This is a genomic window from Falsiroseomonas selenitidurans, assembly GCF_012103215.1.
Classification (GTDB): Bacteria; Pseudomonadota; Alphaproteobacteria; order Acetobacterales; family Acetobacteraceae; genus Falsiroseomonas; species Falsiroseomonas selenitidurans.
Genome location: NZ_JAAVNE010000078.1, coordinates 1 through 14,219, shown reverse-complemented (window position 1 = coordinate 14,219; position 14,219 = coordinate 1). Strand labels below are relative to the sequence as shown.

At 67.5% G+C, this 14,219-nt stretch carries 12 protein-coding genes and 3 pseudogenes; 10 read left to right on the top strand and 5 right to left on the bottom strand.

Translation table 11 applies throughout. The annotated features are described in order from the left end of the window. Positions 1 to 74: 74 nt before the first annotated feature. Positions 75 to 890 carry an NAD-dependent epimerase/dehydratase family protein gene (locus HEQ75_RS26080; RefSeq protein ID WP_168035055.1) on the top strand — a complete coding sequence of 272 codons (816 nt, stop codon included), beginning with the start codon at positions 75 to 77 and terminating at the stop codon, positions 888 to 890. Positions 891 to 965: 75 nt separating this feature from the next. Here HEQ75_RS26080 and HEQ75_RS26075 read toward each other — a convergent pair. After that, positions 966 to 1,859 (bottom strand): annotated as a pseudogene (locus HEQ75_RS26075) (IS3 family transposase); the annotation flags it as partial. A gap of 83 nt (positions 1,860 to 1,942) precedes the next feature. Between HEQ75_RS26075 and HEQ75_RS26070 the strand changes: the two are divergent. The 9 genes from HEQ75_RS26070 (at position 1,943) to HEQ75_RS26030 (ending at position 10,418) form a co-directional block, all read left to right on the top strand. Next, positions 1,943 to 2,311 (top strand): site-specific recombinase, encoded by a 369-nt coding sequence (locus HEQ75_RS26070; protein WP_168035054.1) that lies wholly within the window; start codon positions 1,943 to 1,945, stop codon positions 2,309 to 2,311. After that, a complete protein-coding gene (locus tag HEQ75_RS26065) occupies positions 2,308 to 2,703 on the top strand; it encodes a hypothetical protein (protein WP_168035053.1) in 396 nt (131 codons plus the stop codon). Before HEQ75_RS26070 ends, HEQ75_RS26065 begins: the two co-directional genes overlap by 4 nt. A gap of 218 nt (positions 2,704 to 2,921) precedes the next feature. After that, a complete protein-coding gene (locus tag HEQ75_RS26060; protein WP_168035052.1) occupies positions 2,922 to 4,028 on the top strand; it encodes a hypothetical protein in 1,107 nt (368 codons plus the stop codon). A gap of 98 nt (positions 4,029 to 4,126) precedes the next feature. Next, a complete protein-coding gene (locus HEQ75_RS26055; RefSeq protein WP_168035051.1) occupies positions 4,127 to 5,320 on the top strand; it encodes an AraC family transcriptional regulator in 1,194 nt (397 codons plus the stop codon). Positions 5,321 to 5,410: 90 nt separating this feature from the next. Continuing rightward, a complete protein-coding gene (locus tag HEQ75_RS26050; protein WP_168035050.1) occupies positions 5,411 to 6,379 on the top strand; it encodes a hypothetical protein in 969 nt (322 codons plus the stop codon). Between the two features lie 84 nt (positions 6,380 to 6,463). Further along, on the top strand, positions 6,464 to 8,239 hold the full coding sequence (locus HEQ75_RS26045; RefSeq protein WP_168035049.1) for an arylsulfatase: 1,776 nt from the start codon (positions 6,464 to 6,466) through the stop codon (positions 8,237 to 8,239). Positions 8,240 to 8,304: 65 nt separating this feature from the next. Then, positions 8,305 to 9,138 carry a type 1 glutamine amidotransferase domain-containing protein gene (locus HEQ75_RS26040; protein WP_168035048.1) on the top strand — a complete coding sequence of 278 codons (834 nt, stop codon included), beginning with the start codon at positions 8,305 to 8,307 and terminating at the stop codon, positions 9,136 to 9,138. Positions 9,139 to 9,259: 121 nt separating this feature from the next. Continuing rightward, positions 9,260 to 9,499, top strand: a complete 240-nt coding sequence (locus tag HEQ75_RS26035) for a type 1 glutamine amidotransferase family protein (protein WP_168035047.1) — start codon at positions 9,260 to 9,262, stop codon at positions 9,497 to 9,499. Then, entirely contained in the window at positions 9,489 to 10,418 is a 930-nt protein-coding gene (locus HEQ75_RS26030; protein ID WP_168035046.1) for a formylglycine-generating enzyme family protein, read from the top strand. The genes HEQ75_RS26035 and HEQ75_RS26030 overlap by 11 nt, the downstream gene beginning before the upstream one ends. Positions 10,419 to 10,783: 365 nt before the next feature. Here HEQ75_RS26030 and HEQ75_RS26025 read toward each other — a convergent pair whose 3' ends face one another. The 4 genes and pseudogenes from HEQ75_RS26025 to HEQ75_RS26010 all read right to left on the bottom strand — a co-directional run. Then, positions 10,784 to 12,001, bottom strand: coding sequence for a patatin-like phospholipase family protein (locus HEQ75_RS26025; protein ID WP_168035045.1), 1,218 nt, complete (start codon positions 11,999 to 12,001; stop codon positions 10,784 to 10,786). A gap of 471 nt (positions 12,002 to 12,472) precedes the next feature. Beyond that, positions 12,473 to 12,928: pseudogene (locus tag HEQ75_RS26020) on the bottom strand (integrase core domain-containing protein); the annotation flags it as partial. Positions 12,929 to 13,005: 77 nt separating this feature from the next. Further along, complete coding sequence (locus tag HEQ75_RS26015) at positions 13,006 to 13,245, bottom strand: hypothetical protein (RefSeq protein ID WP_168035044.1); 240 nt, start codon at positions 13,243 to 13,245, stop codon at positions 13,006 to 13,008. A gap of 147 nt (positions 13,246 to 13,392) precedes the next feature. Beyond that, positions 13,393 to 14,219, bottom strand: a pseudogene (locus HEQ75_RS26010) (hypothetical protein); the annotation flags it as partial.

The window sequence follows — 14,219 nt, the reverse complement described above, 5'->3', positions numbered from 1 at the left end:
GCCGCCGGCGCGCCCGGCTTCCGGGCGCCGCGCCACGCGTCGCAGCCGACGCTCCGCCGGCAGGGACCAGCGGCATGAGCGGCGGCACCCCGCCCGTCCTGCTGACCGGCGCTGCGGGCCGGCTCGGGCGGGTGCTGGCGCCGCGCCTCGCCGCGGCCGAGGTCGCGCTGCGCCTGACCGACCGTCGTCCCTTTCCCGACGCGCTGCCGCCGGGGGCGAGCTTCACCCCTGCCGAGCTGGAAGATGCGGCCGCGGTCGCTGCCCTGGCGGAAGGCTGCCGCGCCATCCTGCATTTCGGCGCCGTGGCGACGGAAGCGCCCGGCTTCGAGGCGATCCTGGCGGCGAACCTGCGCGGCGCGCTCCATGTGTTCGAGGCGGCGCGCGCGGCCGGGGCGCGGGTGGTCCACGCCTCCTCTGCCCATGTGGCCGGCTTCCACGACCGGCCGGCGCCGGGCGGGCCGAAGCTGCCCGCCGGCTGCGATTACCGCCCGGATAGCGTCTACGGGCTTTCGAAACTCTATGGCGAGCAGCTGGGCCGGCTCTACTGGGACAAGCACGGGGTCGAGAGCGTGCATCTGCGCATCGGCTGGTGCGCGCCGGAGCCGCGGGACGCCCTGTCGCTGTCCATCTGGCTGTCGCCGGACGATCTCGCGCGGCTCTGCCTGGCCGCGCTCTCCGCCCAAAGGACAGGCTGGGCGGTTGTCTGGGGCGCCTCCGCCAACCCGGCCTCCTTCTGGGACCGCGACGACCGCGCGCTGATCGGGTGGCACCCGCGGGACAGCGCCGAGCCCTGGCGCGACCGGGTCGGCGGAGTGGAGAGCGGGGATCCGCTGGCGGAGCGTTTCCAGGGCGGAAGATCCGTGATGGCCCCGGGCGGCACGGATTCCTGACCGGTCGGCCGCACCGCCGCGAGCGGGTGCCCGTCGGACCGACCCCCGGCGACCGCGTGACCAGCCCCCGTGGAGTGGTCCGGGCGGGCGGTAGCCCAGCGACGAGTGCGGCCGGACCCGGTTGTAGTGCTGGCGCCAGCCCTCGATCAGCACCTGCGCCTCGCGGAGCGTGTTGAACACCTCCCCGTTCAGCAGCTCGTCCCGCAGCTTGCCGTTGTAGCTCTCTACGAAGCCGTTCTCCCACGGGCTCGCCTTCTCGATGTAGGCCGTCCTCGCCCCGACACCGGCGATCCAGCCCTTCACCGCCTCGGCCACGAACTCTGGCCCCTGGTCCGAGCGGATATGCGCCGGCGCCCCCCGCGCAATGAACAGGTCGGCCAACGTGTCGATCACGTCCGACGACGAGAGCTTCCGCGCCACCCGGATCGCCAGCGCCTCGCGCGTGAACTCGTCCACCACGCACAGCATCCGCAACTTCCGCCCGTCACCTGTCCGGTCCTCGACGAAGTCATAGGCCCAGACATGGCTGGCACGCTCCGGCCGAAGCCGAATGCAGGAGCCGTCCGCCAGCCACAGCCTGCCGCGCTTCGGCTGCCGCTGCGGCACCTTCAGTCCCTCACGCCGCCAGATCCGCTCTACCCGCTTCCGGTTCACCGCCCAGCCCGCATCCCGCAGCAGCGCCATGATCCGCCGGTACCCATACCGCCCGTAGCGCTTCGCAAGCTCGACAGTGTCCGCCGTCAGCGACGCCTCGTCGTCCGGCGCGCGCGCTGCCTTCCGCTGCGTCGATCGGTGCTGCCCCAACACCGCGCAGGCCTTCCGCTCCGACACGCCAAGCGCGCGCACGACATGCTCGACGCAGGCCCGCCGCCGCGCGGGGCTTACCACATTCCCTGTGCGTCAGACGCAGTGCGTCTGACCCTTCAAGATGACCTTCTCGAGCGTCAGGTCCGACACCGCCTGGCTCATCGCACAGCCAGAACAGATCACCACCATCGCATCGCGCGCATACGCAGAGGTCAGAACATGACACCGGGCGTATAAGCCAATCGGTGCTGAAGGGCAGCGCCGCGGACGGGCCGGCCATCGCGCGCATTTCCGCCGCCGAGATCGAGGGTGCGGTCATGGCGCAGGTCCGGGGGCTGCTGCGCCAGCCGGAGGTGGTGTTGGGTGCCTGGCGCGCGGCGCGGTCCGCAGCGCCCGACCTGACGGAGGACAAGGCCCGGCTGGCGCTGGAGCGGCTCGACCCGCTGTGGGAGGAGCTCTTCCCCGCCGAGCAGGCGCGGATCATCCGCGTGCTGGTCGACCGGGTGGACATCGGCGTTGGTGGTGCCGACGTTCGGTTGAGGCTGGAGGGGCTGGCGAGCCTGGCGCGCGACCTTGCTGCGCCGCCAGCCGAAGCAGCGAGGGTCGCAGCATGACCGGCGCCGCGCAGATGCTAACCGTCCGGGGGCCACTGGCGGTCCGGAAGCCGCGGGGTGGGCGGAAGCTGGTGATCGCGCCTGCCAGCACCACGAACCGGAACTCCTCGGCTGCTAACACCACGCTGGTGAAGGCACTGGCCCGGGCGTTCCGGTGGCGCCGTATGATGGAGGTGGGCCGCTATGGCACGATCGACGAGCTGGCGGCAGCCGAAAGGATCAACTCGTCCTACGTCTCGCGCCTGCTGCGCCTCACGCTGCTGGCCCCCGACATCATCGAGGCGATCCTGGACGGGCGGCAGCCGGAGGCGATGACGCTGCCAGGGCTGATGGAGCCATTTCCCGTGGAGTGGGCGGAGCAGGACGGCGTCGCACCGCCAAGCCCCGCGTGAGCCCGTCGCGAGCATCCGCCCCTCTGCATGCCTTCGGTGGCGATGCGTAGGACGGACGGGTAGTCTCTGCCTTCCGCCGCGGCAGCGTCTGCTCCTGCGATGGGCTGGAAGAGGACACCGAAGTGACGCCGCGCGGAGCGATCCTGCAACTTGCGAAGATGGTCGGCCAGGACCTGGCCCGGGGCGCCCCGAGTCCCGGTGCCATGGAGGCCGGCCCGATGCTGGCCCGTGCCGGCGCGACGCCGGATCTCGTCGCCTGCCTAGTGGCCGAGGCCACCCGGAAGCGGCCGGCCGACCGCCTTGTCGAAGCCTGCTGCTTCATGCTCGAAGGGGCGCTCACCGATCTGCGCATAGCCTCCAATAGCGGGGACACCAAGGCACGTGCAGGTCTTGCGGAGGCCTGCCACGCCGTGGAGACGGCGGTCACGGCCAAGAGTCTTGCCCCAGGCGTGCTCGTGCTGATCGCGAGGGCCTTTGCGCAGGCCGGGCTCGACGCTGGGCCCGCGCCGAAGAAGGCAATGATCGCGGGCATGGAGGCAGGCTTCTCCCACGACCCAACCCCGTCGGGGCCTGGCGCTTTGGTGGAGCAACTCGTGCCCCTCGCCGAAGCGCTTGGTCAGGACCCCTTCGCCGTCCACGCAGAGCTGGCCGCCACGGGTGCGGCATTTCCGTCCGAGCATCGGGCGGCCATGGCTGCGGAAGTCGCCACTTCGACGATCCCCGCTCTGCGCGACGCGGCGCTCGGCTTCCTGCTCGACGCCGATCCCGCGCCGAGCTTGGCGGTGCTGGAGGTGCTGGTCGCGCAGGCGCGCCGCCACCCCGCGCCGAGCCGCCTGGTCGAACGACTCGTCAGCCTTCGCCCGTGGTTGCCACCGCCGCGCCAAGCCAAGCTGGACGCGGCAATTCGCGCGCTCCGCGCTAACGCGGCTGCACCAGTGCCCGCGCCACGCGTCGAAGTCACCCGGCTGCTCGCATCCTTGTGCGATGGGGCGGGGGCGCAAAGCCTGTTCGCCCTGCTCAAGACCGGACGTCGCTTCGCCCTGGCCTCCGTGCTCATCAAGGCGGACGTGGGCGTGGCAGATGCCTGGGTTCGCGAGGCCATGCCGAAGCGTGAGGCCGACGGCCTCATCGCCCAGATCACCGACGCGACCGAGGCGGTCAACGTGCCGATCAGCTTCGTCCAGGCTCGGCTGGCCGACGCATTGGCGATCAATCTTGCGCGGCAAACCCCGCCGCGGCGCCCACTCGGGCCCGGCAGCGTGCAGATAAGTGCGCGGGCCTCTTCAGGGCCGACGCTGACGTGCAACGGTCAGACCGTACCATAGAAGTAAAGTCGGTCGAAGGGCAGCCTGGTCGGCAACCAAGCCGCTCGTGTTTCGGAGCACAGGCTGGAATGGAAACAAACCAAAGCCTAGAGGTACTGATGCGCGCCACAGCGGCATTGTTGAGAGCGCCGACCGCAATATCAATTATAACGCGGTTGATGCCTGGAACTCCGAATTCAGTCATCATCCAAGCGACGAAGCTGGAGCATCCCACTATGGCAAAAAAGGTCTTCATGCCAGATGATCCAGCCTTGCCAATGAATTATCCGGGATTTGTATTTCGAACCCTCCGCGAGGAGGGCTATTCAGAAGATGAATTACTGAAAGAAACGGGGCTAGAGGAGGCCCAGTTAAGCGATCCGCATTTTCGATGCGGTTTTCAGCCGCTTCGCCGTCTCCTCCTGAACGCCATCCAGCAAACCGGGGACCCCGATCTCGGGGCCAGGTTGGCTCTCAAGTTCCAGCCCACCTATATCGGGCTGCCGTCATACGCAGCCATGAATGCGGCACGCTTTGATGACGGACTCGAAGTCTTGACGAAGTTTTTCTTCCTGAACTTCCCTGCGTTCGAGATCAGCGTGATCCATGGGCAACCTGGTCTGCAGCCAGGAGAAGCCGCCATTCGCCTGCGATCGAAATTTCCGTTCGGCGACATCGAGTATTTCGGAATCAGCAGCGCCATTGTCGCCATCAACGGATTGCTGAAGGCGATGCTGCGCACCGACAAGGCTGCGACCCGTGCCGAAATGACCGTTGGACGACCGGACAACTGGCCCGCAGTCGAAGCCGAGCTTGGCGTCGTTTTTCGTTTCGAGGCCTCTGAAAACCAGATCATCTTTCCAGAGGCCCTGCTGAAACGACCGCTTCCCGGTTCCGATCCGTTGAATCACGCGCGCCTCCTCAGCCTCTGTGAACAGTTCGTACAAGAGATGGAGTTCGAAACGACACCTGTCACTCAGGTCCTGGCAATCCTTGAAACCGCGACGACCCTGACGGTGCCGCTCAGGGCTGTTGCCGCAAAGCTGGGATATTCGGAGCGTGGTCTACGTCGGCATCTGGATCGGTCCGGCACATCGTATCGCGAACTGGTGAATCAGGTCCGCGCGAAGCGTGCAGGTGCCCTTCTGTCTGGCACCGCGCAGCCGATCAAGGCCATCGCGGGCGCGCTCGGCTTTGAGTCGCCCTCGAACTTCGCCCGCAGTTTCAAGGACTGGACGGGCCTCACGCCGAAGGCGTTCCGGGAACGGGCGCAGACCCAAACCCTGACGCGGGACGAACCTGGCCGGAAATGAATACCCTCTGGCCGCAGGTGATCCTGACCTGCGGTCGAAGGACGCACCTCCAACGAATACATTTCCCCCGCAAGATTTGCGGAGGGGCCGATGTCACGCACGTCCCAGGCGGATACCCAGGTCAGAACCCGCATGGACGGTGCGGTCCGTCGGCGCCTGCTGGCGGTGCTGGCTGGCGTGATGATCGGTGCCACGCCGAGCCAAGCAGACGTCACCAGCAATGACCTGACCGATACGACGCCCAGCACGGCCCTGCCGCGTGAGAACGGTGGCGTATCCGCCGACCTCCTGTCCGCCTTCTTCGGGCTCGACAACGGCTTGCCGCTTCTGTCCAGGCTGATCTGCCAGGGTGCGCCCGGCAGGGACGGGATGCCGGTCATCTTCTCGACCGAGATCGACCACAGGACGATGCAGGCGGGCGATTTCCGGGTCACGACGGCTTCCGGTGCGACCGGGCGATTGCACTGCGTCACGCTCCTGCCGGCGACCGATGCCGGCGAGTTGCGCACGGTGCTGCTGGTGGGCGAACTCGGCGATGCCGAGACCGATCCCCCGGTGTCGGTCGAGATCGTCGGACACCTGCATTCGATCGATGGCCAGTTGGATTTCCGTGGCGCGCGAATCGATGTCACGCCCCTGGCGTCCGGCCCGAGCCTCGTGATGGCCGAAGTCGCGGATGCGGCCGCGAAAGACCTCGGCCTCGGCCGGCGCCGGACCGACGGCGACGAGTGCCCGACCGACGGCATCGTCCAGGCGGTGCGGGTGGTCTGGGCCGGTGGCGTCGTGCTGGCGAACGGCAACGAACCGGGCGCTGCCGTGCGCGATCTCTACCGGGTGACCGTGCGCGGCGCGGACGGGACCGAACGGCAGATCACCCCGGCTGCGCTGGCCGATCTTGGAGATGGCGACAACAACCATCTGCTCTGCCTCGACACGGGCGACAGGCCCGTCTCGGTCTCGTTTCCCGCCGGTGTGCTTGTCGATCCCAATGGCGACCTGAACCCCGCGACCCTGGTGGCCGTGCGCTGGCGTCTCGGCGCTGCCGGACTGTCCAGGTGATCACAGCGAAGCCAAGACCCTTGCGCGGCCTGCCTGCGCAAGGGGCGCGCTCACGCATTCGCAACAGGCAATAGGCACCCTGACATGATCAGACTGATTCGAAGCGCGCTCGGCGCCGTCACGATGCTTGCCGTGGTGGCGCCGCCTGCCTTCGCGCAAGACACCCGTCCGAACATCCTCGTGGTGCTGTTCGACGATGTCGGCTTCACCGATTTCGGGGCCTATGGCGGCGATGCGCGCACCCCAACCATCGATGCGCTGGCGCGAAGCGGCACGCTCTTCTCCCGCTACTATTCGTCGCCCTTCTGCGGGCCGAGCCGCGCGATGCTGATGACGGGGCTCGACAATCACCAGACGGGCATGGGCACACTCGTCGAGACGGTGACGCCCGGGCAGCGCGCGCTGCCGGGCTACTCCATGGTATGGGCCGCCAATCAGGCAACGGTCGCGAGCCGGTTGTCCGAGGCCGGCTACCGGACCTACGTGACCGGGAAATGGGGCATCGGCGCCAAGGGCGCAAACCTGCCCCATCGCTTCGGCTTCGATCGGTCCTACGTGATGGATTCGACGGGCGGCAGCAATCACGACCATACCCACTACCTGCCGGGCTATCCCGAGGTGTCGTGGTACGAGGATGGAAAACCTGTCCGTCTGCCCGAGAACTTCTATTCCTCGCGCAATCTCGTGGACACCATGATCCGCTACATCGACGAGGGCGATGCCGCGCGGCCGTTCTTCGCCTTCCTCTCGCTCCAGGCCATCCACATCCCGGTCCAGGCGCCAGTCGAGTTCATCGACCGCTATGACGGCGTGTTCGATGCCGGGTGGGACGCGATGCGCGAGGAGCGCTGGCGACGCACGATGGCCCTCGGCCTGGTGCCCGCGACCACGACACTGGCCCCGGTACACGCCGACCATCGCGCCTGGGACGCGCTGTCGCCTGAAGAGAAGGCGGTCGCCGCGCGTGCGATGCAGGTGAACGCGGGCATGATCGAAGCGGCCGACTTTCACATCGGGCGCCTGCTGGATCACCTCGAGGCCACAGGACGGCTCCGGAACACGATCGTCGTCGTCACCTCCGACAACGGGCCGGAATCCGGTGTCACGTCGCTGGAGAACCCGGTCTTCAACCTGCTGCTCCGCGGGATCCACCGTCTCGAAGGCATGGACACGTCCTTCGGGAACATGGGTCTGCCCCGCAGCTTGACGGCCATCGGGCCGGAATGGGCCGCGGTCTCGGCCTCGCCGTTCAACCTCTACAAGTTCTACTCGAGCGAGGGCGGCCTGCGGGTGCCGCTCGTCATCGCCGGCCCGGGCGTCGCGGCCAGCGGCATCCAGCACGCACCGGTGCATGTCGCCGATCTGATGCCGACCCTGCTCGACGCCGCCGGGGTCGCCTACGACCCATCGGCGCTCTACGGGCGGAGCTTCCGGCGCGTGCTCGCCGCCGAGACGCGCGAGACCCGCGGACCGCAGGAAAGCTTCGGCGTCGAGGTCAGCGGCAACGCCGCGCTCTATCGCGGCAACTGGAAACTCGTGCGCACGGCGCTGCCGCGCGGCGACTTCACCTGGCGGCTTTTCGACCTCTCGGTCGATCCGGGCGAAACCACCGATCTGTCCGGCAACGAGCCCGCCCTGTTCGCCCAGATGCGCGCCGAGTACGAGGCCTACGCGGCCCAGTCCGGCGTGCTCGACCTTGGACCCGGGGATTATGCCGAGGCGCAGCTGTTCTCCAACTTGCTGGAGCAGGCGATCGGCAAGTACTGGCCCCATCTCGCCGGCCTCGTGCTGGCGCTGCTCGCCGGCCTCTACGGCCTGTTCCGTCTCGTGCGGCCGGTGGTCCGCCGCCCGGCCGTCTGATCCCGGAACCCGTCGGTGCCCCGGTTCAGGGGCAGCTCCCCCATCGCCGAAATCGGAGACCTGTCATGACCTGGATCGTCGTCATCCTTGTTGTCCTTGCCGTTCTGTCCGTCCTCACCTACCTCTACTTGCCTGCCTTCCTGCGCTTTCTGGGCATCCACCGCCATTACACGATTCCAGACTTCGACATGAAGGGGCGGCGGGCGCTCATCATCTGCACCAACCACAACCGGCTCGATCCGCTGAAGCGCGACACCGGCGCGTTCGGCTCGGAATTCACCGTGCCCTATTACGCCTTCGTCAATGCCGGCATGGAGGTCGACATGGCCTCGCCCAGGGGCGGCGTGATCCCGATCCAGCCCGGGTCCTGGTCCTGGCCGCTCGCCTGCGATGACGACAAGCGCTTCATGGCCGACAACAAGGCCATGCATGACCTGAAGAACTCGAAAGCCGTCGCCGACCTGGATCCGAACGACTATGACGTCATCTTCATGGCTGGCGGCTGGGGCGCGGCCTATGACCTGATGCAGAGCGAGGACCTGGCCGCTTTCGTCACGCGCGCGAATGCAGCGGGCAAGATCCTCGGCTCAGTCTGCCATGGGGCCCTGGGCCTGTGCAGCGCCAAGGGGATCGACGGGGAACCGCTGGTCAAGGGCCGCCGCGTCACTGGCGTGACCAACAACCAGATCAATACCTTCGGCATCGCGGTGACGCCCAAGCACCCCGAGGAAGAGCTGCGCAAGCTCGGCGCGATCTACGAATGCCAGCATGCGTTCCGCGACCCGTTCGCAACCCATACCACGATCGACGGCAACCTGGTGACCGGCCAAAATCAGAACAGCGGATACGAGACGGCGCATCGCATCCTGGAAAGGTTGGCGACCCAGCGCAATGTCTGAGGCTGACCGGCGACACTCGGGGTGCCTGGCGCGGTCGCACGACGTCCCCGTTGCCGCGGCGCGCTCGGGCTGGTGAACGCGACAGACCTGGACGGGTCGCCGCGTATCAAGATGTCAGCGCGTGACGGGCGTCACGGACGAACAGCTCGAGGAACTCGGCATCCGAAGCACGTCCCGGCATCCGAACGTCGCGTCGCGCATTACGAACGCCGTGTTCGAGGCCGAGACCCATCGGTGTGACTTCTTCGCGGCGCACACCGTCGTCGACGGCAATCTGGTGACCGGCCAGAGCCGGAACCGCGGCGACGACGCCGAACACCGCATTCTCGAAATGCTCGCGGAGCAGACAAATGAGCAGTAGAACGACGATGTTGCTCGGCGTTGGTGCCGTGGCAGCAATGATCGGCACGATGTCCGTCGTGGCGCTGTGGCCCCATATCGTTTCGTCAGCAGCGACAGCAACGGCTTGCTCCCTGAACGCGGCGGATCTCGGAACATTCGTCGACATCCCCGGCGGCGGGTTTGTCATGGGGGTCGGTGCGCTCTACCCGGAGGAAGGCCCGCCTCGGCGGGTTTTCGTCTCGCCTTTCCGGCTGCAGGCCCATGAAGTCACCAACAGCCAGTTCGCCGCCTTCGTGGCGGAGACGGGCTATGTCACCGAGGCCGAAAGGAACGGCGGCTCGGCCCGATTCCAGGAAAGCGACACGCCCGAGGTCTTCCGCTCGTGGTGGTCCCTTGACCCCAACGCAATCTGGCGCAGGCCGGATGGCGCGGGCTCCGACCTGGCGGGCCGCGAACTGCACCCTGTCGTGCATGTCACGCTGAACGACGCGCGGGCCTATGCGGCTTGGGCGGGCGGGCGCATCCCGACCGAGGTCGAATGGGAGTACGCGGCGAGGTTGGGTCTGTCCGATCCGATGGACCCGGAATCCGGTGTCCGCGCGCCCGACGGCACCCCGCGCGCGAACATCTGGACAGGCCTGTTCCCGGTGCTCAACACCCGGCGCGACGGCTTTGCCGGAACCGCGCCGGTCGGCTGTTACCCGCCAGGGCGGACGGGCGCCTACGACATGATCGGGAATGTCTGGGAATGGACTGACAGCCCCTTCGCCCCGTCCCTGCCGCGCTTCACGATCAAGGGCGGCTCCTACCTGTGCGGCGAGAACTACTGCCGAAGATACCGCGTCGCCGCGCGGGAAAGCTTCGAGGCCGATTTCGGCACGGCGCATATCGGCTTTCGCATCGTGCGGGACGTGGTGGGCACGGAGGGGCTGCGATGACCTGCGTCCAGCCCCTAGGACAGGATCCGGTGCGGCGCACGCCCGGAGGTTGATGGACCTGGCACGGCCGCGCTGCCCGTTCGGGCTGGGGCAAGGCGATCGGCGGCTTGCGCCGTATCCGGCTGCGCGGGCTGGAGCGCGTCGGATGGAGCATCACGCTCCGGGTGGCCGCCTGCAACCTCGTCCGACTGCCGAAGCCGATGGCGGCGCCTGCCTGAGCGGCGCCCGCCTATCCCCCATGCGCAACAATGCGCCTCACGTGCCCGCCGGAACAGGAGCCAATCAGGCGCCGGACGCTCCCCGCGTCGGCCATCCGAGCGAGACAGAGCGAGCCGTGAGCCGCGAATTGTCGCAGCCTGCTGTGTTCAGAATGGCGGCCGGTCCACCCAAGCATCGCCCTCAACCGCGCGCCGCCGCCCATACGCGTATAGCGACTGCATGTACGCTTGGTCGAAGGGCTTGTCCAAGGTCGCGGTGAACTCCCGCCCAATGAAGGCCAGATTGTAGTCCAACCGGTCGCGTTGGGCGGTGAAGTGGATCCGATGCAAGTCGTTGTAGCCGCTGACCGCGATCATCGAGGAAATGGCGCGGCTTGCGATCGGCACGGTGCGGCGGTTCACCGAGGCCCATTGAGGGTCCAGCTTGGCGTTGCGGATCACCCAGGCGCGCACCGGCGTCACCGGCATCCCGCGGGCCATCCGCTCACGCCGCTCCTCAGACACGATCGGAGGATAGAGGAAGAGCTGGACGAAGGCGCCGCCATCGACATGCAGTTCCTGGAGGGCCTGCCCTTCCACCGTCACGTCGAACAGCACAGGGGAGAAGGCGCCCGGAACAGCCGCTGAGGCGAGCAAGATGCGCCGCACCGTGTCCAGCGCACGCGGATGCCCGCTCGCTGCGATGGCGCCGATGTTCCAGATGACGGGAACCTGCGCGTCGAGGTTGGACGTGCCAATCAGCAGAAGCCGTCCGGCCTGGTAGGCGCGCGCGATCTCCGTCAGCATCGTCTCATCGAGATAGCGCGAGATGGTGAGGAACAGCGGGCTGTTGTCTGCCATGCCGTCGTCCCAGATCGCCGCGGTGAAGGCTCGCGGCACCAGCACGTCGGCCAGCGTGATGTCGGTGTAGACGCTCCGCAGCTTCGCGTCCCAGTCGCTGCCGAGGAAGGCGAAGGGCGCGCTCAGCGCGCCGGTGCTGACGCCGGTCACCAGGCTGAACTCCGGGCGGCCGCCGCGCTCGGTCCAGCCGTTCAGCAGGCCGGCGCCGAAGGCCCCGTCTTCCCCGCCGCCGGATATGCCGAGCAGGTCGAGCGGCGGAGGGAGGCCGGCGGCGGGCAGCCCCTGTGTCGTCTTGAGGCGCTGCAAGGCCGCGAGAAATTCCCGCTGCAAGGCGGCCAGGCCGCCCGGTTCGGTCGGCAGGAAGCGTTCGTTGGGAAGGCCGAATACGGTCGCGGTGCCGGTACTGCCTCGCGGCACGGCGGCGAGGCGCGTGGGGCTTGCACAGCTGGGCAGCGCGGCCGCCGCACCCGCGGCGGCGAAAACGGCCAGCGCGCGGCGACGGCACGTGACAGCACTGTTTCGCATGAGCGGAGTTCCACACACCTTGTCGTTGCACAGACTACAACATTGCGGACTGCAAGTGAACCGACCGCTCAGGCCCCACTCAGGACTCTACTCGCTCGCCGCTCGGCAGTGGCCGAGCCGGATGCCGGCGAGCAGGCCAGAGCTGGCGTGGGTCGTGGCGAGGTTTTCTTCGTCCCTGGCTCTGCTTCGGTTGCCTCAGCCGGAAGAACTCATTGCTCGCCTCGGGCGACGTCGGCGGCGAGCGCTGGGCTTGTGAGCTGCGCCCCGCCTTCGCTCCGTTCACAGGTGGAGTCCTGGGTTGCCGTCACGCCGACTGTTGCGGTGTTTCTCGGTTCGGTCGAGGGCCGTTTCTCCGTCCCGGCCACATGCTTCCAGGCCGCCGCGCGCAGCCTGGGTCAAGGCTGGCCGAAGGCCACCGGCGCAGCCGGCGCGCAGCGGCCTTGACGCGGGCGAGCAAGGCGGCATTCTTCTCGAGCCGGGCGTTCGGCCTCCCAGCGCCGAGTGGGGCCGGGCCTCGTTGTAGTCCTGCCGCCACGCCGTCAGCACCACCCGCGCGGGCCACAGCGAGGTGAACACCGTCTCGTTGAGGCACTCATCGCGCAGCTTACCGTTGAAGCTCTCCACATGGGCGTTCTGCTGCGGCTTGCCCGGCGCGATGTCGTGCCTGGCCACGCCGTGCTTCTGCGCCCAGGCCAGGATCGGCATGCTGGTCAGCTCCGTGCCGCTGTCGCTCACCACCGCCTCGGGATAGCCGCGCCCCGCCGCGATCACGTCCAGCTCGCGTGCGACACGCCGCCCCGACAGCGATGTGTCCGCCACCAGCGCCAGGCACTCCCGCGTGCAGTCGTCCACCACGCACAGCACCCGGAACCGCCGCCCGTCCGACAGAACGTCCGACACGAAATCCAACGACCACCGGCGGTTCGGATCTGCTCAGGCGAGGCGGCGGCGAAGGCGCGGCCTCGCGGGGCGTCCCGGAACAGCCCGTCGGCGCCGTCCTGCATCTAGCGCGCCTGCCAGCGCCAGATGGTGGGCTTGCCTTTCCCCGTGGCAGCGCGGTTCGCCATCGTCCCCGCGCCGTCCGCCGTGATCAGAACGATCCGAGCTCGCCATACGTGGTGCTGCTGGCTCTTGCGGTCGAAGACCACGCCTTCGAGCCGCTCCCGGTCCCCCGGCCGCAGCCGGACATCAACGCCTTCCCTCATGCGCCCAGACTCGCAGGTCCAGGCCACAATGGGAATCATCAACGTCGATCAATCCACTAGCCCATAAATCGTTGGTATTAAACGGCCTCTGGCGGAGGAGGCGCGACTCGGTACAAGCGGTCTCTGCCAAAGTAGTGCCGTCTCAGCGGCTGACGGAGGATGTTCGCTGGGACGACGGAAAGCATGTCAGAAAACGAAGAAGTCTGAGCTTGTTAGCGCTAAGCCAGACGTGAGATCAGCAAATTGGACCCGCGCAGCGCTGCCTACGCCATCTGAGTCGTAGAATAGCCGACCCGTGTCAGTTTCATATGTGATTCGGTGCAATCCAGTCGCGGGTTGGCCTGTCAGGTTCGCTGCAAAGGCGCCAGATGCCAGTGTGCCAGTCGACAGTCCCAGGAAGATAGCACTATCCAATCGTATTTGGTCCTCCAACACATTGAAGTCCACGATTGTGTCTATGTTGCCTGCGCCAAGCGCCGCGTTGAAAATGAAGGTGTCGTTGCCCGCGCCGCCCAGCATGGTGTCGGCACCGGCGCCGCCATTCAGGACATCATTGCCGGCACCGCCGTTCAGCTGATTCCTACCGGCATTGCCGGTCAGCGTGTTGGCCAGGGCGTTACCGGTGCCGTTGAGGTTTGCGGTGCCGGTCAGGACCAGGTGTTCGACAAAGCGCACGCCGGCATTGGCGTCGAGGTTGAAGCTCACCGAGCTCTGCACCGTGTCGATGCCGCCCGCATCCACGGTGCTGGTGGCGGTCGTCGTCTCGAACACCCGATCGGTGGTGGCGTCGACGATGTAGAGGTCGTTGCCCGCGCCACCCAGCAGGGTGTCGGCGCCTGCACCACCGTTCAGCGTATCCGCGCCCGCGCCACCGTTCAGCAGGTTGTTACCGGCATTGCCGGTCAGCGAGTTGGCCAGGGCGTTACCGGTGCCGTTGAGGTTTGCGGTGCCGGTCAGGACCAGGTGTTCGACAAAGCGCACGCCGGCATTGGCGTCGAGGTTGAAGCTCACCG

Bases quoted from the DNA above. Each gene is read 5' to 3' on its own strand.
- HEQ75_RS26080 (WP_168035055.1), top strand. From the start codon at position 75: ATGAGCGGCGGCACCCCGCCCGTCCTGCTGACCGGCGCTGCGGGCCGG.
- HEQ75_RS26065 (WP_168035053.1), top strand. From the start codon at position 2,308: ATGACCGGCGCCGCGCAGATGCTAACCGTCCGGGGGCCACTGGCGGTC.
- HEQ75_RS26060 (WP_168035052.1), top strand. From the start codon at position 2,922: ATGCTGGCCCGTGCCGGCGCGACGCCGGATCTCGTCGCCTGCCTAGTG.
- HEQ75_RS26055 (WP_168035051.1), top strand. From the start codon at position 4,127: ATGCGCGCCACAGCGGCATTGTTGAGAGCGCCGACCGCAATATCAATT.
- HEQ75_RS26050 (WP_168035050.1), top strand. From the start codon at position 5,411: ATGTCACGCACGTCCCAGGCGGATACCCAGGTCAGAACCCGCATGGAC.
- HEQ75_RS26045 (WP_168035049.1), top strand. From the start codon at position 6,464: ATGATCAGACTGATTCGAAGCGCGCTCGGCGCCGTCACGATGCTTGCC.
- HEQ75_RS26040 (WP_168035048.1), top strand. From the start codon at position 8,305: ATGACCTGGATCGTCGTCATCCTTGTTGTCCTTGCCGTTCTGTCCGTC.
- HEQ75_RS26030 (WP_168035046.1), top strand. From the start codon at position 9,489: ATGAGCAGTAGAACGACGATGTTGCTCGGCGTTGGTGCCGTGGCAGCA.
- HEQ75_RS26025 (WP_168035045.1), bottom strand. From the start codon at position 12,001: ATGCGAAACAGTGCTGTCACGTGCCGTCGCCGCGCGCTGGCCGTTTTC.
- HEQ75_RS26015 (WP_168035044.1), bottom strand. From the start codon at position 13,245: ATGATTCCCATTGTGGCCTGGACCTGCGAGTCTGGGCGCATGAGGGAA.